The following is a 16769-nucleotide window of genomic DNA, read 5'->3' as shown; positions in this document are numbered from 1 at the left end:
GACCAGGGTCGGATGGGGGCCTTCCCCGATGTCGCGGCGGGCGCCCGCTCGGCACGCTCTGTGCCATGACCGCCGCCTCCCCTCCTCCCGCCCCACCCTTCGATCCCCCGCCCGCACCACGCCCCACGCTCCGGCGCAGCCGCACCGACAAGGTGCTCGGCGGCGTCGCGGGCGGCCTCGCCGAGTACAGCGGCGTCGACGCGCTGCTGTGGCGCGTCGGCTTCGTCGCCCTGACGCTCGCCGGCGGCACCGGCGTCCTCGTCTACGCGCTGCTCTGGCTGCTCATGCCGCGCGGCCCGCGCCGGGCCGGCGTCGACGGGGCGCCCGCCGAGCCGCCGGCGCCCCGCTCCCCCGTCGCCGGGATGACCGTCGCGGGGCTGCTCATCGTCGTCGGCCTGATGGTCCTGGTGACCCGCTACACCGACCTCGACCTCGGCCCCCGCGGCTTCCTCGCCGGCGCGCTGCTCGTCGTCGGCCTCGGACTGGTCGTCTCGGCGCTGACCCGCGGCCGCACGCCGCGCGGCGGGCTGATCGCGCTGGGCTCCGTGCTCACCCTGGCGCTGCTGTTCACCTCGTCCGTCCCCGCGTGGGACTCCGACGACCGCGTCGGGCCCGGCGGCGGCGTGGGCGACCGCGACTACCACCCGGCGACCGTCGAGGACGTGCGCCCCGTCTACAGCCTGGGCGCCGGCGACATGGACGTCGACCTCTCCCGCATCGACGTCGACGACGTCGACGAGCCGGTCGAGGTGCGCATCGAGCACGGCGTCGGCGACCTCGACGTCACCGTCCCCGACGACGCCGACGTGCAGGTCGACGTCGAGAACGGCATCGGCGACGCCGAGCTGTTCGACCAGGAGGACGAGGACGGCTACTTCCGCGCACCGGGCGGCGACAGCCGGCCCGAGTTCGTCCTGACCATCGACCACGGGGTCGGCGACCTGGAGGTGTCCCGTGCCTGACTACAGCGAGTTCCCCACCACCCCCACCGGCTGGCAGGAGCGCGCGCTGGCCGCCGACTGGCAGCACACCAGCGCCCTCCCGGTCGAGGCCCCCGCCCCGAAGCGGCGGGTGGACCTGGTCGCGCTGGTCCCGGGCGTCGCGTTCGTCGTCCTGGCCCTGGTCTTCCTCGCCGGGGTGACCGTGCCGCTGGGCTTCCTCGCCGACGGCGGGCTGCTGTGGCTGCTGCTGGTCGGCGTGGGCGTGGCGCTGATGGTGAGCGAGCTGCGGAGGGCGCGCCGCAGGCGCGGCTGACGACACGGGGCGGCCGTTCCGGGGGCCCGGGGAGCGAGGAGCTCCCCGGGCCCTCGCCGTGTCCGCGCGTGTCAGCCGGTGACCCGGTCGACGAAGGCCAGCGCCCGGGTCCAGAACAGGGCGGTGGCCTCCGGGTCGTGCTCCGCCGGCAGCGACGGGTCGGTGAACAGGTGCCCCTCCCCCGGGTAGCGGAAGACCTCGAGGGGCGCGCCGGCCGCGGCGACGTCCGCGGCGAACGCCTCGTCCCACTCCGCGGAGCGCTTCGGGTCGTCCGTGGTCCGGTGCAGCTGCGCGGGCAGCCCGGCCGGCCAGCCCGGCGCCCCGAGGACCGCCATCGGCAGTGCCCCGGAGACCAGCAGGACGCCGCCGCACCGGCGCTGTGTGGCCACGTGCTCGGCCATCCCCGCGCCGTTGGAGAAGCCGGCGGCCACGAACCCGTCGGGCAGGTCCCGGACGGCGTCGACCGCGCGGGCCATGAGGGCCGGGAAGCCGACCGACTCGACGTACGCGCCGGCCTCGGCGTAGTCGTCGAAGACCCGCCCGTCGTACTGGTCGACGACGCGGACCTCGTGGCCGGCGGCCCGCAGCCGGTCCGCGGCGTCGGTGACCCCGGGCCGGACGCCGAGGACGGAGTGGAAGAGCGCGATGGTCGTCACGGACCCACGGTGGCGGGTCCTCGGTGACACCGTCCTGTCACCGACTCCTGCGAGGATCCGCGCCGTGAACCGCACCGACCGGTTGCACGCGCTCACCGAGGAGCTGCGCCGTGCCGGGCCGCGTGGGCGGACGGCGCGGCGGCTGGCGGCGTGGCTGGAGGTGTCCACCCGCACGGTCAAGCGCGACGTGAGCGCGCTGCAGCAGGCCGGCGTCCCGATCTGGGCGACCTCGGGTCCCGGCGGCGGCTACGTGCTCGACGCCGCGGCCACGCTCCCGCCGGTGAACCTGACGCCGGCGCAGGCGGTGGCGGTCGCCATCGCCCTGGCCGGCGCGGCGGACGCGCCGTTCGCCGCGGACGGCCGCGCGGCGCTGGAGAAGGTGCTCGACGTCCTCGGTCCGCAGGCCCGGGCGGAGGTGGAGCGGCTCGGCGGCCGGGTGTGGGTGCGGGCACCGTCGGCCCGGCGGCCGGACCCGGCGCCGGTGGTGGAGGAGGCGCTGGCCCGGCGCCGCGTCGTCGCGATCACCTACCGGGACCGGGCGGGGACGGCGTCCCGGCGGCGGGTGGAGCCGCACCTGCTGGCCCGCACCGGCGACCGCTGGTACCTCGTGGGCTGGTGCCGGGAGCGGGATGCGCCGCGCTGGTTCCGCTGGGACCGCATCGAGGCCGCCGCCTTGACCACCGAACCCGCCCCCGAGCGGGACGCCGCCGTCTACGGCACTCCCCCACCCGACGCGCACTCCGTCAGGTGACCGTCACTCCCACTCGATGGTGCCCGGCGGCTTGCTCGTCACGTCGAGGACGACGCGGTTGACCTCGGACACCTCGTTGGTGATGCGGGTGGAGATCCGGGCGAGCACGTCGTAGGGCAGCCGGGTCCAGTCGGCGGTCATGGCGTCCTCGCTGGACACCGGGCGCAGCACCACCGGGTGGCCGTACGTGCGCCCGTCGCCCTGGACGCCGACCGAGCGGACGTCGGCCAGCAGCACCACCGGGCACTGCCAGATCTCGGAGTCCAGCTTCGCCGCGCTGAGCTCCTCGCGGGCGATCGCGTCGGCCCGCCGCAGCACGTCGAGCCGGTCCCGGGTCACCTCGCCGACGATGCGGATGCCCAGCCCCGGGCCGGGGAACGGCTGGCGCTGCACGAGCCGGTCGGGCAGGCCGAGCTGCCGGCCCACCTCGCGCACCTCGTCCTTGAACAGCGTCCGCAGCGGCTCGACGAGGGTGAACTGCAGGTCCTCGGGCAGCCCGCCGACGTTGTGGTGGCTCTTGATGTTGGCCGTGCCGGTGCCGCCGCCGGACTCCACGACGTCGGGGTAGAGCGTGCCCTGCACGAGGAAGTCGACGGTCTCGCCGTGCGCCTGCGCGTCGGCGACGACGTCGGTGGCCGCCTGCTCGAACACCCGGATGAACTCGCGGCCGATGATCTTCCGCTTCTCCTCCGGGTCGCTGACGCCGGCCAGCGCGGAGAGGAACTGCCCGCTGGCGTCGACCACCCGCAGGTCGGCGCCGGTGACCTCGGCGAAGTCGCGCTCGATCTGCTCGGTCTCGCCCTGCCGCATGAGGCCGTGGTCGACGTACACGCAGGTGAGCCGGTCGCCGATGGCCCGCTGCACGAGCGCGGCGGCCACGGCGGAGTCGACGCCACCCGACAGCGCGCACAGCGCCCGCCGGTCACCGATCTGCGCCCGGATGGCGGCCACCTGCTCGTCGACGACGTTGCTCATCGTCCAGCTGCGCTCGAGCCCGGCGATGTCGAACAGGAAGTGCTCGAGCACCGTCTGGCCGTGCGCGGTGTGCCGCACCTCGGGGTGGAACTGCACCCCGGCCAGCCGCCGGTCGACGTCCTCGAACGCCGCCACCGGCGCGCCGGTGGAGGTGGCGGTGACGGTGAAGCCGGGCGGCGGGACGCTGACGGCGTCGCCGTGGCTCATCCACACCGACTGCTCCACCGGCAGGTCGCCGAACAGCCGGCCCTGCGTGGTGACCGTCAGCGGGGTGCCGCCGTACTCGCGGTCGCCGGTGTGCGCGACGGTGCCGCCGAGCGTCTGCGCCATGGCCTGGAAGCCGTAGCAGATGCCGAAGGCGGGCACCCCGCCCTCGAACAGCGCCGGGTCGACCTGCGGCGCGCCCTCGGCGTAGACGCTGGAGGGCCCGCCGGAGAGCACGATCGCCGCCGGCTCCCGCTCCAGGATCTCCTCGACGGGCACCGAGGACGGGACGATCTCGGAGTAGACGCCGGCCTCGCGGATGCGCCGGGCGATGAGCTGGGCGTACTGCGCGCCGAAGTCGACGACCAGGACGGTGGGGAAGTCCATCAGTCGGGTCGACCGCCGATCACCAGGTCCACCCGCTGGAACTCCTTGAGGTCGCGGTAGCCGGTCTTGGCCATCGTGCGGCGCAGCGCGCCGAACAGGTTGGTCCGGCCGTCGGAGGTCTCGGCGGGGCCGAGCAGCACCTGCTCGAGCGACCCGGCCGACGGGATCGGCGCCGAGGTGCCGCCGCGCGGCAGCCGCGGGTGCGCGGCCACCGAGTCCCACCAGACGCCGCCGCCGGGGGCCTCCTTCGCCGCCCGCAGCGGCTCGCCGACCTGCACGGCGTCCGCGCCGCAGGCCAGCGCCCGCGCGATCGCGCCGCTGGTCTCGATCCGGCCGTTGGCGATGACGTGCACGTACCGGCCGCCGGTCTCGTCGAGGTAGTCGCGGCGGGCGGCCGCGGCGTCGGCGATCGCGCTGGCCAGCGGCACCCGGATGCCCATGACGGCGTCGCCGGTGGAGAAGCTGTCGGCGCCGACGCCGACGACCACCCCGGCCGCGCCGGTGCGCATGAGGTGCAGCGCCGTCTGGTAGTTCGCCGCGCCGCCGACGATCACCGGGACGTCGAGGTCGGCGATGAACGACTTGAGGTTGAGCGCCGCGCCCTGGGTGGTCACGTGCTCGGCGGAGACGATCGTGCCCTGGATGACCAGCAGGTCGACGCCGGCGGCGAGCACCGCGGGCGCGAGCTGCTCGGTGTGCTGCGGCGAGACGCGCACCGCCGTCGTCACGCCGGCGTCGCGCATCTCCTTGATCCGGGCGGTGATCAGGTCCGGCTTGACCGGCTCGCAGTAGACCTGCTGCAGCAGCGACACCGGCGGCGGCGCCTCCGCACCCGCCTCGCGCAGCTGCCGGTAGACCGGCAGCGGGTCGTCGTAGCGGGTCCACAGCCCCTCGGCGTTGAGCACGCCGAGGCCGCCGGCCCGGCCGACGGCGATCGCCGTCGCCGGGCTGACGACGGCGTCGCTCGGGCTGGTGACCAGCGGGATGTCGAACCGGAAGGCGTCGATCTGCCAGGCCGTGGAGACGTCGTCGACGTCGCGGGTGCGGCGGGACGGGACGATCGAGACCTCGTCCAGGTCGTAGCCGCGGCGGGCGAAGCGGTTGAGGCCGATCTCGACGGTGTCGCGGGCGGGCACGGTCACCGCCCCCGGTAGTTCGGCGCCTCGACGGTCATCTGGATGTCGTGGGGGTGGCTCTCCACGAGACCGGCCGAGGTGATCCGGGTCAGCTGCCCGCGGTCCTGCAGGTCGGCGACGGTGCCGGCACCGGCGTAGCCCATCGACGCGCGCAGGCCGCCGACGAGCTGGTGGGCCACGGTCGCCAGCGCCCCGCGGTAGGGCACCTGGCCCTCGATGCCCTCGGGGACGAGCTTGTCGTCGGAGAGGACGTCGTCGGCGAAGTAGCGGTCGCGGCTGTAGGACTGGTTGCCGCGCTTCTGCATGGCGCCGAGGGACCCCATGCCGCGGTAGGTCTTGAACTGCTTGCCGTTCATGAACACCAGCTCGCCCGGGGCCTCCTCGACCCCGGCGAACAGCCCGCCGATCATGACGGTGTCGGCGCCGGCGACCAGCGCCTTGGCGATGTCCCCGGAGTACTGCAGGCCGCCGTCGGCGATGACCGGGACGCCGGCCGGCCTGCAGGCGAGGCTCGCCTCGTAGATGGCGGTGATCTGCGGGACGCCGACGCCCGCGACCACGCGGGTGGTGCAGATCGAGCCGGGGCCGACGCCGACCTTGACCGCGTCCGCGCCGGCGTCGACCAGCGCCTGCGCGCCGGCGCGGGTGGCGACGTTCCCGCCGACCACCTGGACGCCGCCGTCGCCGCCGAAGTCCTGCCGGACCCGGGCGACCATGTCGAGGACGGCGCGCTGGTGGCCGTGCGCGGTGTCGACGACGACCACGTCGACCCCGGCGTCGACCAGCAGGCCGGCCCGCTTGTAGGCGTCCTCGCCCACGCCGACCGCCGCGGCGACGACGAGCCGGCCGTCGGCGTCCTTGGTGGCGTTCGGGTACTGGTCGCGCTTGACGAAGTCCTTGACGGTGATCAGGCCGCGCAGCCGGCCGGACTCGTCGACGATCGGCAGCTTCTCGATCTTGTGCTGGGACAGCAGCCGCAGCGCGGTGTCGGGGTCGACGCCGACCGGGGCGGTGACCAGCGGCATCTTCGTCATGACGTCGCGCACGAGCCGGTTCTGGTCGGTCTCGAAGCGCATGTCGCGGTTGGTGACGATGCCGACCAGCACGCCCTCGTCGTCGACGACGGGCGCGCCGGAGATGCGGTAGCGGGCCGACAGGGCGTCGACCTCGGCGAGGGTGTTGTCCGGCGAGCAGGTGACCGGGTTGGTGACCATGCCGGCCTCGGAGCGCTTGACCAGGTCGACCTGGCCCGCCTGCTCCTCGGCGGCGAGGTTGCGGTGCAGCACGCCCACGCCGCCGACGCGCGCCATGGCGATCGCCATGCGGGCCTCGGTGACGGTGTCCATCGCGCTGGAGACCAGCGGCACGGCCAGCCGGACGCCCCGGGTGAGGCGGCTGCTGGTGTCGACCTCGGCGGGGACGACGTCGGACTCCCCGGGGATGAGCAGGACGTCGTCGTAGGTCAGGCCGAGCGGGGCGAACTTCGCCGGCAGCTCGGGGATCCGTTCGTCGGGCTGCATGGTGCCGCCACCCTCTCCGTCGGCTTCGCCCCCGGCCGGGCGCGCGGGAACCACTCCCGATCGTAGGCCGGGCGCTCCAGCGCCCGGGACGCCGCCGGGCGCTGGGCGTGGGAACCGTCGGCGCGGGCGGCTACCGTGGTGCCCCGGACGGGCGAGCCCGCGCGTCCGGGCCGGGACGCCCGCGCCGCCAGCACGAGGGAGGAGGCACCCGTGAGTCCCTTCGACGACGCCCCGGGGCCCGACTTCGACTCGCCGTCGGACCCGCCACCGCTGTCGATGGAGGAACGGGCCGGCGTCCTCGACGACCTGGCCGAGCTCGAGGTGTTCCGCACCCTGCTCGAGCCGACGGGGATCAAGGGCATCGTCGTCGACTGCCCGGACTGCGACGAGGAGCACCACGTCGACTGGGCGCTGATGCAGGCCAACCTGCGCCAGCTCCTCGAGGAGGGGCAGACCGGCCGGCACGAGCCGCCGTTCGACCCCGACCCCGACGACTACGTCAGCTGGGACTACGCCAGCGGCTACGCCGACGGGGTGGCCGCGATGGCCGAGCGCGAGGAGCCCGGCTCCGGCGGCACCGGCCGCCACGCCAGGGACGACTAGGCGAGGACGCAGCGAGGGGCCCCTCCGGATGCCGGAGGGGCCCCTCGCTGCGTTCTCGTGCGGATCAGCTCATCATGCCGCGGCGGAAGCCGGTGGCCACGGCCTCGGCGCGGTCCTTCGCGCCGAGCTTGCGGAACAGCCGGCGGGCGTGGGTCTTGATGGTGTCCTCGGACAGGTAGAGCTCCCGGCCGATCTGGGCGTTGCTCTTGCCCTGGCTCATCCCGGTGAGCACCTGCATCTCGCGCATCGACAGCGTGACCGCCGGCGCGGCCTCGCGGACGGGGGTGCTCACCACCCGCGGCCCGGCGCCGTTGAGCGGCGTCGCCCAGGCCGGCACGGGGGCGCCGACGGAGTTCAGCGGCACCGGGGCGGGCGCCGGCTGCGGCGGGCGGCCGTCGGCGCGCAGGCCGACGCGGGACAGGCCGAGGCCCATCTCCAGGGCGCTGGCGTCCCAGCGGAGGTACCCGCGGGCCCCGACGGCGACCGCGGCGCGCACCGTCTCGGCGTCGTCGGGCGCGCCGAGCACGAGCACCGGGACGGTGGGGTGGGTGCGGATGACCTGCGTGGCGACGGTCAGGCCGGTGTCCACCGCGCGCTGCGTGCCGACCAGCAGCACGTCGGGCTGGCGGGTGGCCAGGCGCTGGACGAGGGCGGCGGCGTCCCCGACGACCTCGACCCGGCCCACGAACGGCAGGGCCACCAGGCGCGCGGCGACGTCGTCGCGGACACGACGGCGCTCGTCGTACACCCACACGGTCGTGGCCCCGTGGCCCGGACCGCGCATCCTGTCGTCGATCACGTGGTTCTCCTCGTCTCCCCCGGCCGTGGAGGGCACCCGGGTCCCCACGACCCGGAACGGCTACGGCCTGGAACGACCATGACCGGCGGGAACGGGACACGACACCCGTGATCACCCTGCGGGGGGAGACGCGGACCGGGAAAATGTCCGATCCCCCTGTGTTTGACCCCGGGACCCCTCGGGCACCGGCTCCCGTGCGACCGGACCGCCCCCTCCGGCTCGCACCGAGCCGAGGAGGACCGACATGGCCGACATCCGCCGTCTCCCGACGCCCGTTGCCGAGGTGTGGGACTGGCAGTTGCACGGCGCCTGCCGTGGCGAGAGCACCGCGCTGTTCTTCCACCCCGACGGCGAGCGCGGTCCCGCCCGGGCCCGTCGCCAGGCCGCGGCCAAGGCCGTGTGCGCGAAGTGCCCCGTCGTCGAGGCCTGCCTCAAGCACGCCCTGAGCGTCCGTGAGCCCTACGGCGTCTGGGGCGGCATGAGCGAGGAGGAGCGGGCCCGGCTGATCGCCGCGGAGCCCGCCGCCGTCGCCGCGGGGGTCTAGAGGGAGGACCCCCTCCTCCCCACCACTCGCAGGCTCGCGGCGGGACCCTGCAGGGGGCCGCACCCGGCACTCGCGAACGAGAGGGCCGGTCCAGCAGACGCTGGACCGGCCCTCTCGTGCTGTGCGGGCCCCGGGACGTCGCCCGGGGCCCGCACCGTTCAGTGGCTGTGGCCGTGGCCGTGCGAGTGGCCGTGGGTGTGGTGCCCGGCCCCCGCGTGCTCGTCCTCCTCCTCCGGCGCCTCGACGACGGCGGAGTCGGTGGTGAGCACCATCGCGGCGATCGACGCGGCGTTGCCCAGCGCGGCCTTGGTGACCTTGACCGGGTCGATGACGCCCTGGGCGGCCAGGTCGCCGTACTCGCCGGTGGCGGCGTTGAAGCCCTGGCCCACGCCGAGGTCGCGGACCTTGCTGACGACGACGCGGCCCTCGAAGCCGGCGTTGTCGGCGATGCGGGCCAGCGGGGCCTCCAGGGCGCGCTTCACGGCACGGGCGCCGGTCAGCTCGTCACCGGTGAGGTCCAGCGCGTCGATCGCGGCGGCGGCGTGCACGAGCGCCGAGCCACCACCGGGGACGACGCCCTCCTCGACCGCGGCCTTGGTGGCGGCGATGGCGTCCTCGATGCGGTGCTTGCGCTCCTTGAGCTCGACCTCGGTGGCCGCGCCGACCCGGATGACGCCGATGCCGCCGGCCAGCTTGGCCAGCCGCTCCTGCAGCTTCTCGCGGTCCCAGTCGGAGTCGGTGGCCTCGATCTCGCGGCGGATCTGGGCGACCCGGTCGGAGATCGCGCCGGCCGTGCCGCCGCCGTCGACGATCGTCGTCGTGTCCTTGGTGACGGTGACGCGGCGGGCGGTGCCGAGCACCTCGAGGCCGACCTGGTCGAGCTTGAGGCCGACGTCCTCGCTGACCACCTGGCCGCCGGTGACGACGGCGAGGTCGGTCATGAACGCCTTGCGACGGTCGCCGAAGTAGGGCGACTTGACCGCGACGACCTTGATCGTCTTGCGGATCGAGTTGACGACGAGGGTGGACAGCGCCTCGCCCTCGACGTCCTCGGCGACGATCAGCAGCGGGCGGGCCCCGTTGCCGAGCACCTTCTCCAGCAGCGGCAGCAGGTCGGCCAGCGCGCTGACCTTGCCCTGGACCAGCAGCACGAGGACGTCGTCGAGGACGGCCTCCATCGCCTCCTGGTCGGTGACGAAGTAGGGCGAGAGGTAGCCCTTGTCGAACTGCACGCCCTCGGTGACGTCGAGGTCGGTGGAGAGGGTGTTGCTCTCCTCGACGGTGATGACGCCGTCCTTGCCGACCTTCTCCATGGCCTCGCCGATCAGGCGGCCGACCTCGGCGTCCTGCGCCGAGATGGTCGCGACGCCGGCGATGGCGTCCTGCTCCTCGACCGGGGTGGCCACCTCGTCGAGGGCGCCCCACACGGCGTCGACGGCGGCGCGCATGCCGCGGCCGAGGCCCATCGGGTTGGCGCCGGCGGCGACGTTGCGCATGCCCTCCTTGACCAGGGCCTGCGCCAGCACGGTCGCGGTGGTGGTGCCGTCACCGGCGACGTCGTTGGTCTTGGTGGCGACGTTCTTGGCCAGCTGGGCGCCGAGGTTCTCGTACGGGTCCTCGAGCTCGACCTCGCGGGCGATGGTGACGCCGTCGTTGGTGATGGTCGGGGCGCCGAACTTCTTGTCGAGGACGACGTTGCGCCCGCGCGGGCCGAGGGTCACCTTGACGGCGTCGGCGAGCTTGTCCACGCCGCGCTCGAGCGCGCGGCGGGCGTCCTCGTTGAACTTGATGATCTTGGCCATGGGGCCCTTCCGATCAGATCGCTACGGGGTGAGACGGCGACCGCCCCGGGACCCGGTCATTCGGGTCGCCGGGGCGGTCGCTTCAGGCTGAGCGGGGAAGTGTCGTCACTTCTCCACGACGGCGAGCAGGTCGCGGGCGGAGAGCACTAGGTACTCCTCGCCGGCGTACTTGACCTCGGTGCCACCGTACTTCGAGTAGATGACGACGTCGCCGACGTTGACGTCGAGCGGCACGCGGTTGCCGTTGTCGTCGATGCGGCCGGGGCCCACGGCGATGACCGTGCCCTCCTGCGGCTTCTCCTTGGCGGTGTCCGGGATGACCAGGCCGGAGGCGGTGGTGGTCTCGGCCTCGTTGGCCTGGACGACGACGCGGTCCTCGAGCGGCTTGATGTTGACCTTGGTAGCGGTCGTCACGAGGTGACGCCCCCTTCGGGATCGAACGGCGGGTGGTCTCTCATGCTGTGGCACGGGGGCCGGGCCTGCCGTCGCGGGGATCAGGCGCCTGCCCGTGTCAGTTGGCACTCTACCCACGAGAGTGCCAGCCCCTCAACCGGGTCGCCGGGTCGGGCGACGCCGCCCTGCGGGAGGCTGGACGCCGTGCCCGACGACGCCGGCCCGGTCGCCCTCCTGCGCACGCCGGAGGGGACCGCGGCGACCGCGCGGGCGGCGGCCCTGCTGGCGGAGGGGGCCGACGTGCTCGCGGGCGTGGCCCGGCTGCGCGCCGAGGTCGGCCCGGAGCTGGCCGGCCCGGCCTGGGAGCTGGCCCGGCTGCGCGCCCGGGCCCGCCCGGTGTTCGGCGCCGACGCCGACCGGCTGTTCCTCACCGCCGACACCCTCGAGCAGGCCGGCCGTCCAGAGCTGGCCGCCCGCCGCGCCGCCCGGCTGCTCGCCGACGGCACCGACTCCGCCGCCGACCTCGGCTGCGCGGCCGGGACCGACACGGTCGCGCTGGCCCGGGCCGGTGCGCGGGTGCTCGCCGTCGACCGCGACCCGGTGGCCCGGGAGCTGACCGCCGCCAACGCCGCGGCACTCGGGGTGGACGACGACGTGTGGGTGGTCGCCGGCGACGTCGTCGACCTGGTGGACGCCGCCCGCGGTGGGGAGGTGGCCGGCTGCGGCGCCGCCGTCCTCGACCCCGCCCGGCGGGGCGGCGGGCGACGGCTGCTCGACCCCGACCGCTGGTCCCCGCCGTGGTCGACGGTCGCCACGCTGCTCGACCGGGTGCCGCGGGCGGTGGTGAAGGTGGCGCCCGGGCTCGACCACGACCGGGTGCCCGAGGGCGTCGAGGCCGAGTGGGTGTCGGTGCGCGGGTCGGTCGTCGAGGCGCTGCTCTGGGGCCGCGGGGTGTCGGAGGTGTGGCGGCGGGCGACCGTCGTCCGGGACGGCGCGGTGCACGAGCTGACCGCGGACGCCGACCCCGGCACCGCCGACACCGGCCCGGTCCGCGGGTGGCTGCACGAGCCCGACCCCGCCGTCATCCGGTCGGGCCTCGTGTCGCTCGTGGCCGCGGAGCTGGGCGCCACGCTGGTCGACCCGACGATCGCCTACCTGACCTCCGACGCCGCGACCGACTCACCCTGGGTCACCTCCTACCGCGTCGACGAGGTGCTGCCGTTCCACCTCAAGAGGCTGCGGGCGCTGCTGCGGACCCGGGGCGTGGGCCGGGTGGTGGTGAAGAAGCGCGGCTCGGCGATCGAGCCGGAGACCCTCGCGCGACAGCTGCGCGGGCCGGGGAGCGGGACGGCGACCGTCGTCGTCACCCGGGTCGCCGGCACACCCACGGCCCTGGTGTGCGCCATCAACCCGGGTTGACGGGATCCGCTCATCAACCTAGGTTGACGAGCGTGGCGGTCGGACGGGTCGACGTGCCGGGTCCCGAGGACCCGGAGGAGGCGCTGGCTGCCGTCGTCGCCCTGCGCCGGCTCGCGGGCCGGCTCGAGGTGGAGGCGGTGGTCGAGGCGGTCGGCCGGGGCTGGACGTGGGCCCAGGTCGGCGAGGCGCTCGGCATCAGCGCGCAGGCCGCCCACAAGAGGTTCGCCCCCGAGGTCCGCGCGCGGCGCGGGCACCGACCAGGAGGAGAGAGCTGATGGGGATCGCCACCGCGGTGCGGGACCTGCGGACGGTGGAGGCGCTGCTCACCGGCGCCGAGGCCGAGGCACGCGGCAGCGGGGAGGCGACGCCCGGCCCCGAGCACCTCCTGCTCGCGGCCACCGCGCTCCCGGACGGCACGGCCGCCGCCGCGCTCGCCCGGGTCGGGACCGACGCCGAGCGGCTGCGCGCGGCCGTCGAGGCCGCGCACGCCGCCGCGCTCGCGTCGGTCGGGGTCGGCGCCGCGACCGGCGAGCCGGCGCTGCGCGGACCCGCCACCGGCCCGATGCGCTCGACCCCGCAGGCGCAGCAGGTCTTCCGGGCGGCGGTCGCGGCGGCGAAGGCGGCGCGCTCCCCGCTGCGCGGCGCGCACGTCGTCGCCGCGGTGTGCGACCTCGAGCGCGGCACGGTGGTCCGCGCGCTGGCCGACCTCGGCGTCGACCGCGCCCGGCTGCGCGACGCGGCCCGCGCCGTCAGCGGCTGACGACGTCGATCGGCAGCGAGCTGTCGGCGCCCAGCTCCGGCGCCGACGGCTCCACGCCGGCGGCCACCAGCCGCGAGCCGAGCGCGGCGACCATCGCGCCGTTGTCGGTGCACAGCCGCGGGCTGGGCACCCGCAGCATGATCCCCGCCGTCGCGCAGCGCTCCTCGGCCAGCGCCCGCAGCCGCGAGTTGGCCGCCACTCCCCCGCCCAGCACCAGGTGGTCGACGCCGTGCTCGCGGCAGGCCCGCACCGCCTTGGCGGTCAGCACGTCGGCGACCGCCTCCTGGAACGACGCCGCGACGTCGGCCACCGGCACCGGCTCCCCCGCCTTCCGCCGGGCCTCGACCCACCGGGCGACGGCGGTCTTCAGCCCGGAGAAGCTGAAGTCGTAGGGCGCGTCGCGGGGGCCGGTGAGCCCGCGCGGGAAGTCGATCGCCGCCGGGTCGCCCTCGCGCGCGGCCCGGTCGATCGGCGGGCCGCCGGGGAAGGGCAGGCCCAGCACGCGCGCGACCTTGTCGAAGGCCTCGCCGGCGGCGTCGTCGATCGTGCGGCCCAGCGACTGCACCTCCTGGGCGAGGTCGGGCACCAGCAGCAGCGAGCTGTGCCCGCCGGAGACCAGCAGCGCCAGCGACGGCTCGGCGAGGCGGCCGTGCTGCAGCTCGTCGACGGCGACGTGCGCGGCCAGGTGGTTCACCCCGTACAGCGGCTTGTCCAGCGCGAGCGCGTACGCCTTGGCGGCGGCCAGCCCGACCAGCAGGGCGCCGGTGAGCCCGGGCCCGGCGGTGACGGCGACGGCGTCGACGTCGGCGGCGGACACCCCGGCCTCGGCCAGCGCGCGGTGCACCGTCGGGACCATCGCCTCCAGGTGCGCCCGCGAGGCGATCTCCGGCACGACCCCGCCGAAGCGCTCGTGCTCGGCCATCGAGGTGGCCAGCGCGTCGGCGAGCAGCGTGTGCCCGCGGACGACGCCGACGCCGGTCTCGTCGCAGGAGGTCTCGAACCCGATGACCAGCGGCTCGTCAGCCACGGAGCCTCTCCCTCCTCATCACGACCGCGTCGGTGTTGCTCGGCTGGTAGTAGCCGCGCCGCCGGCCGATCTCGGTGAACCCGCGCCGGCGGTAGAGGCCCTGCGCGAGCTCGTTGTCCGCCCGCACCTCGAGCAGCACCACCGGGCTGCGCCGGTCGGCCTCGGCGAGCAGCGCGTCGAGCAGCCGCGCCCCGATCCCCTCACCCTGCCGGTCGCGCGCGACGCCGATGGTCGCCACGTGCGCCTCGTCGTCGTAGGCGATGAGCCCGGCGTAGCCGACCACGGCCCCCTCGTCCCCGTCGTCCGTGTCGACGGCGACCAGGTAGTGGCGGGTGTCGGTGCGGGCGAGCTCGTCGCGGTACATCGCGCGGGTCCAGGTGTCGGGCGCGAAGAGCTCCTCCTCCAGCGCGAGGACCGCGTCGAGGTCGGCCAGCCGCATCGGCCGCAGCCGCACGCTCACCGGACCTCCTCGCCGGCGCTCGTCGGCCCGGCGACCGCCGGTGCTCCGCCCCCGCGCGAGCTCACGAGCCCGCTCACGTGGTGGTCACCGGCTTGAACGACGTCGGCGGGACGGCGTCGGGGCGGCGGAGGTAGAGCGGCACCAGCGGCCCGGCCGACGACGGGTCGTCGAGCAGGGGCGCCGCCGCGCGCAGCAGCCCGGCGGTGGTCACCTCGGCGGGCTCGACCGGCGCGCCCAGCCGGTCGGCGAACCGCGGGTCGCCGACCAGCGGGCCGGGGAGGCCGGCCTCCTCGGGACGGACGACGCCGGGACCGTCCACCCGCGCGCCGGCGTCGTCGTAGGCGGCCCAGTAGACCTCCCTGCGGCGGGCGTCGGTGACCACGGTGCGGCGCCCGGAGCCGACCGCGTCCAGCGAGCAGACCCCGACCGCGGGGACGCCGCGGGCGTCGGCGAGCGCGGCGGCGGTGACGACGCCGACCCGCAGGCCGGTGAAGGGCCCGGGGCCGAGGCCCGTGACGACGGCGCCGACATCGGCGAGGGTCAGCCCGGCCGCGGCCAGCGCCTCGCGGACGGCGGGGACGAGCAGCTCGGCGTGCCGGTTGCCCGAGGGCACCGCCCGCTCGGCGAGCACCTCGACGGCGCCGGCCGTGCGGCGGGCGACCCCGGCGACGAGGGTGGGGGTCGCGGTGTCGAGGGCGAGGACGAGCACGGCTCGCCAGGTTAGACCGACGGCTCGTACACGACCTCGGGGCCGTCGACCTCGTCGACCTGCTCCCCCACCTCGAGGGAGCCGAACGGGAGCGCGACCGCCCGCGACGCCGCGGTGCCCGGCGCGGTGCACACCCGGGCGACCGCGACGCCCGGCGCGCGCCGCGCCCGGTCCAGCAGCAGGGCCAGGGCCGCCCGCGCGCAGCCGCGGCGCCGGTGCTCCGGCAGCACGGCGTAGCCGATCTCCACCGTCCCGCGGGCGTCGGGCGGGCCGTGGAAGCCGGCGCGGCCGACGGCCGGGCCGCGGGCGACGTCCCGGACGACGCCGGTCACCCACGCGGCGGCCGACGGGTCGGCGGTCACCTGCGCGGCCCGCATCCGCCACACCGGCGCCTACTCCGGGGCCGCGAACGCCGGCGGCAGCGGGACCGGCGCCGGGGTGGTGTCGCCGTCGGCGAGGGCCGCGAGCACCGGGCCGCTCAGCGCCGGCACCTCGACCCGCGGCGTCACGGCGACCGATCCGGACAGCTCCCGCGACGTCCGTCCACACCCGCACGGTGCCCGGGGCGGGACGGGCAGGAGCAGGTCCGAGGACCGCCCGTCGGCGTGGGGTCGCCGGTCAGCAGGCGAACTCCTGGTCCTCCGGGACCACCGTCCAGAGGTCCTCACCCGCGTAGTCGGTGTAGAGGTTGGCGATGTACGGGCCACTGGAGGTGTACCTGCCGACCCGCGCGGTGTGGCCGTCGGACCAGACGATCGTGAAGGCCATGACGTACGTGCTGCCGTCGAAGGTGCACGACTTGCCCGTCAGGCTCACCCAGGAGTCGACTTGCGGCTGCGGCGCGGGAGCAGGAGCGGGGGCCGGTGCCGGGGCGGGGGCCGGTGCAGGGGCGGGGGCCGGCGTCGACGCCGGGCGGGAGGGCGTCGCCGCAGCGCCCGAGGAGCCCCGCGCCGGCTGCGGCGGGGCGGTCTGCCGCGAGGCAGCCGTTGCGGCCTCGCCGGCCGCCTGCTCGGCGGCGACCTGCTCGGCGGCCACCTGCTCGGCGGCCACCTGCTCGGCGGCCACCTGCTCGGCGGCGACGCGCTCCGCCTCACGGACGGCGGCAGCGGCGGCCTCCTGCTCCACGGCGAGGCCGTTGACCGTGGGCGGGGCGGTCGCCGGCGCGGACGGGGTGACCGTCGCGGCGTGCGCGGCGGCGCCGACACCGGCGTCCGCGCAGCCCGCGGTGAGCGTGACGAGCCCGGCGGCGACGGCGGCGGTCGTGACCCGGCGCAGGAGGCGGCGGCCCGCTGCACCCGGATCGCACCCGGCGGGCGCGCCGGTCGTCGAGGCGCCGCGGCCGGCGGAGGGAACGGAGGTCGTGGACACGG

General features: G+C 75.9%; 20 protein-coding genes. 8 read left to right on the top strand and 12 right to left on the bottom strand.

What is annotated here, in order from left to right:
* Window positions 1-65: 65 nt before the first annotated feature.
* Window positions 66-962: a PspC domain-containing protein gene (locus tag ACI8AK_RS01080; protein WP_387987638.1), complete on the top strand. Its 897-nt coding sequence runs from the start codon at window positions 66-68 to the stop codon at window positions 960-962.
* The gene (locus tag ACI8AK_RS01075) at window positions 955-1254 is read left to right on the top strand and encodes a hypothetical protein (RefSeq protein WP_387987640.1); all 300 of its coding nucleotides are present in this window, start codon (window positions 955-957) and stop codon (window positions 1252-1254) included. The genes ACI8AK_RS01080 and ACI8AK_RS01075 overlap by 8 nt, the downstream gene beginning before the upstream one ends.
* Before the next feature lie 71 nt (window positions 1255-1325).
* Here ACI8AK_RS01075 and ACI8AK_RS01070 read toward each other — a convergent pair whose 3' ends face one another.
* The gene (locus ACI8AK_RS01070; RefSeq protein WP_387987641.1) at window positions 1326-1910 is read right to left on the bottom strand and encodes a dienelactone hydrolase family protein; all 585 of its coding nucleotides are present in this window, start codon (window positions 1908-1910) and stop codon (window positions 1326-1328) included.
* Between the two features lie 64 nt (window positions 1911-1974).
* Between ACI8AK_RS01070 and ACI8AK_RS01065 the strand changes: the two genes are divergently transcribed.
* Window positions 1975-2661 (top strand): helix-turn-helix transcriptional regulator, encoded by a 687-nt coding sequence (locus tag ACI8AK_RS01065; RefSeq protein ID WP_456954870.1) that lies wholly within the window; start codon window positions 1975-1977, stop codon window positions 2659-2661.
* A gap of 3 nt (window positions 2662-2664) precedes the next feature.
* Here ACI8AK_RS01065 and guaA read toward each other — a convergent pair whose 3' ends face one another.
* From guaA to guaB, 3 genes are read right to left on the bottom strand one after another with little or no spacing between them, the layout of a single operon-like run.
* Window positions 2665-4227 (bottom strand): glutamine-hydrolyzing GMP synthase, encoded by a 1563-nt coding sequence (gene guaA / locus ACI8AK_RS01060; RefSeq protein ID WP_456954869.1) that lies wholly within the window; start codon window positions 4225-4227, stop codon window positions 2665-2667.
* Window positions 4227-5369 (bottom strand): GuaB3 family IMP dehydrogenase-related protein, encoded by a 1143-nt coding sequence (locus tag ACI8AK_RS01055; protein WP_387987647.1) that lies wholly within the window; start codon window positions 5367-5369, stop codon window positions 4227-4229. The genes guaA and ACI8AK_RS01055 overlap by 1 nt, the downstream gene beginning before the upstream one ends.
* Entirely contained in the window at window positions 5366-6883 is a 1518-nt protein-coding gene (gene guaB, locus ACI8AK_RS01050; RefSeq protein WP_387987650.1) for an IMP dehydrogenase, read from the bottom strand. The genes ACI8AK_RS01055 and guaB overlap by 4 nt, the downstream gene beginning before the upstream one ends.
* A 210-nt stretch (window positions 6884-7093) precedes the next feature.
* Here guaB and ACI8AK_RS01045 point away from each other — a divergent pair, with 210 nt between their 5' ends.
* Complete coding sequence (locus ACI8AK_RS01045; protein ID WP_387987652.1) at window positions 7094-7486, top strand: DUF5319 family protein; 393 nt, start codon at window positions 7094-7096, stop codon at window positions 7484-7486.
* 64 nt (window positions 7487-7550) lie between these two features.
* Here the strand turns inward: ACI8AK_RS01045 and ACI8AK_RS01040 are convergent, their stop codons facing one another.
* Window positions 7551-8285, bottom strand: coding sequence for a response regulator transcription factor (locus tag ACI8AK_RS01040; protein WP_456901378.1), 735 nt, complete (start codon window positions 8283-8285; stop codon window positions 7551-7553).
* A gap of 244 nt (window positions 8286-8529) precedes the next feature.
* On the opposite strand from ACI8AK_RS01040, the gene ACI8AK_RS01035 reads away from it, so the two are divergent.
* On the top strand, window positions 8530-8829 hold the full coding sequence (locus ACI8AK_RS01035; RefSeq protein ID WP_387987654.1) for a WhiB family transcriptional regulator: 300 nt from the start codon (window positions 8530-8532) through the stop codon (window positions 8827-8829).
* A 158-nt stretch (window positions 8830-8987) separates the two neighbouring features.
* Here ACI8AK_RS01035 and groL read toward each other — a convergent pair whose 3' ends face one another.
* Entirely contained in the window at window positions 8988-10631 is a 1644-nt protein-coding gene (gene groL, locus ACI8AK_RS01030) for a chaperonin GroEL (protein ID WP_387987656.1), read from the bottom strand.
* Window positions 10632-10736: 105 nt separating this feature from the next.
* Window positions 10737-11045: a co-chaperone GroES gene (groES, locus tag ACI8AK_RS01025; protein WP_110005357.1), complete on the bottom strand. Its 309-nt coding sequence runs from the start codon at window positions 11043-11045 to the stop codon at window positions 10737-10739.
* 183 nt (window positions 11046-11228) lie between these two features.
* Here groES and ACI8AK_RS01020 point away from each other — a divergent pair, with 183 nt between their 5' ends.
* Genes ACI8AK_RS01020 through ACI8AK_RS01010 form a run of 3 tightly spaced genes read left to right on the top strand, consistent with a single transcriptional unit; the run spans window position 11229 to window position 13203 of the window.
* The gene (locus ACI8AK_RS01020; RefSeq protein WP_456954868.1) at window positions 11229-12443 is read left to right on the top strand and encodes a THUMP-like domain-containing protein; all 1215 of its coding nucleotides are present in this window, start codon (window positions 11229-11231) and stop codon (window positions 12441-12443) included.
* Between the two features lie 32 nt (window positions 12444-12475).
* Window positions 12476-12718 carry an RNA polymerase subunit sigma-70 gene (locus ACI8AK_RS01015; RefSeq protein WP_387987661.1) on the top strand — a complete coding sequence of 81 codons (243 nt, stop codon included), beginning with the start codon at window positions 12476-12478 and terminating at the stop codon, window positions 12716-12718.
* The gene (locus ACI8AK_RS01010; protein WP_456901380.1) at window positions 12718-13203 is read left to right on the top strand and encodes a Clp protease N-terminal domain-containing protein; all 486 of its coding nucleotides are present in this window, start codon (window positions 12718-12720) and stop codon (window positions 13201-13203) included. Before ACI8AK_RS01015 ends, ACI8AK_RS01010 begins: the two co-directional genes overlap by 1 nt.
* On the opposite strand, the gene tsaD is transcribed toward ACI8AK_RS01010, so the two are convergent.
* The 5 genes from tsaD to ACI8AK_RS00985 all read right to left on the bottom strand — a co-directional run bounded on the left by tsaD (window position 13193) and on the right by ACI8AK_RS00985 (window position 16767).
* A complete protein-coding gene (tsaD, locus tag ACI8AK_RS01005; RefSeq protein ID WP_456954867.1) occupies window positions 13193-14230 on the bottom strand; it encodes a tRNA (adenosine(37)-N6)-threonylcarbamoyltransferase complex transferase subunit TsaD in 1038 nt (345 codons plus the stop codon). The genes ACI8AK_RS01010 and tsaD overlap by 11 nt on opposite strands.
* Window positions 14223-14690, bottom strand: a complete 468-nt coding sequence (rimI, locus tag ACI8AK_RS01000; RefSeq protein WP_387987665.1) for a ribosomal protein S18-alanine N-acetyltransferase — start codon at window positions 14688-14690, stop codon at window positions 14223-14225. Before rimI ends, tsaD begins: the two co-directional genes overlap by 8 nt.
* A gap of 73 nt (window positions 14691-14763) precedes the next feature.
* Entirely contained in the window at window positions 14764-15399 is a 636-nt protein-coding gene (gene tsaB, locus ACI8AK_RS00995; protein WP_456901381.1) for a tRNA (adenosine(37)-N6)-threonylcarbamoyltransferase complex dimerization subunit type 1 TsaB, read from the bottom strand.
* Between the two features lie 11 nt (window positions 15400-15410).
* Entirely contained in the window at window positions 15411-15776 is a 366-nt protein-coding gene (locus ACI8AK_RS00990) for a GNAT family N-acetyltransferase (protein ID WP_456954952.1), read from the bottom strand.
* A 241-nt stretch (window positions 15777-16017) separates the two neighbouring features.
* Window positions 16018-16767 carry a hypothetical protein gene (locus ACI8AK_RS00985; RefSeq protein WP_456954866.1) on the bottom strand — a complete coding sequence of 250 codons (750 nt, stop codon included), beginning with the start codon at window positions 16765-16767 and terminating at the stop codon, window positions 16018-16020.
* Between the last annotated feature and the right edge of the window lie 2 nt (window positions 16768-16769).

This window comes from Geodermatophilus sp. SYSU D00867, assembly GCF_054050315.1.
This window is presented reverse-complemented; position numbering and strand designations above follow the sequence as displayed.

Excerpts from the sequence above, each read along its gene's own strand:
- ACI8AK_RS01080 (WP_387987638.1), top strand. The coding sequence starts at position 66 with ATGACCGCCGCCTCCCCTCCTCCCGCCCCACCCTTCGATCCCCCGCCC.
- guaA (WP_456954869.1), bottom strand. The coding sequence starts at position 4,227 with ATGGACTTCCCCACCGTCCTGGTCGTCGACTTCGGCGCGCAGTACGCC.
- guaB (WP_387987650.1), bottom strand. The coding sequence starts at position 6,883 with ATGCAGCCCGACGAACGGATCCCCGAGCTGCCGGCGAAGTTCGCCCCG.
- ACI8AK_RS01035 (WP_387987654.1), top strand. The coding sequence starts at position 8,530 with ATGGCCGACATCCGCCGTCTCCCGACGCCCGTTGCCGAGGTGTGGGAC.
- groL (WP_387987656.1), bottom strand. The coding sequence starts at position 10,631 with ATGGCCAAGATCATCAAGTTCAACGAGGACGCCCGCCGCGCGCTCGAG.
- ACI8AK_RS01010 (WP_456901380.1), top strand. The coding sequence starts at position 12,718 with ATGGGGATCGCCACCGCGGTGCGGGACCTGCGGACGGTGGAGGCGCTG.
- ACI8AK_RS00990 (WP_456954952.1), bottom strand. The coding sequence starts at position 15,776 with ATGCGGGCCGCGCAGGTGACCGCCGACCCGTCGGCCGCCGCGTGGGTG.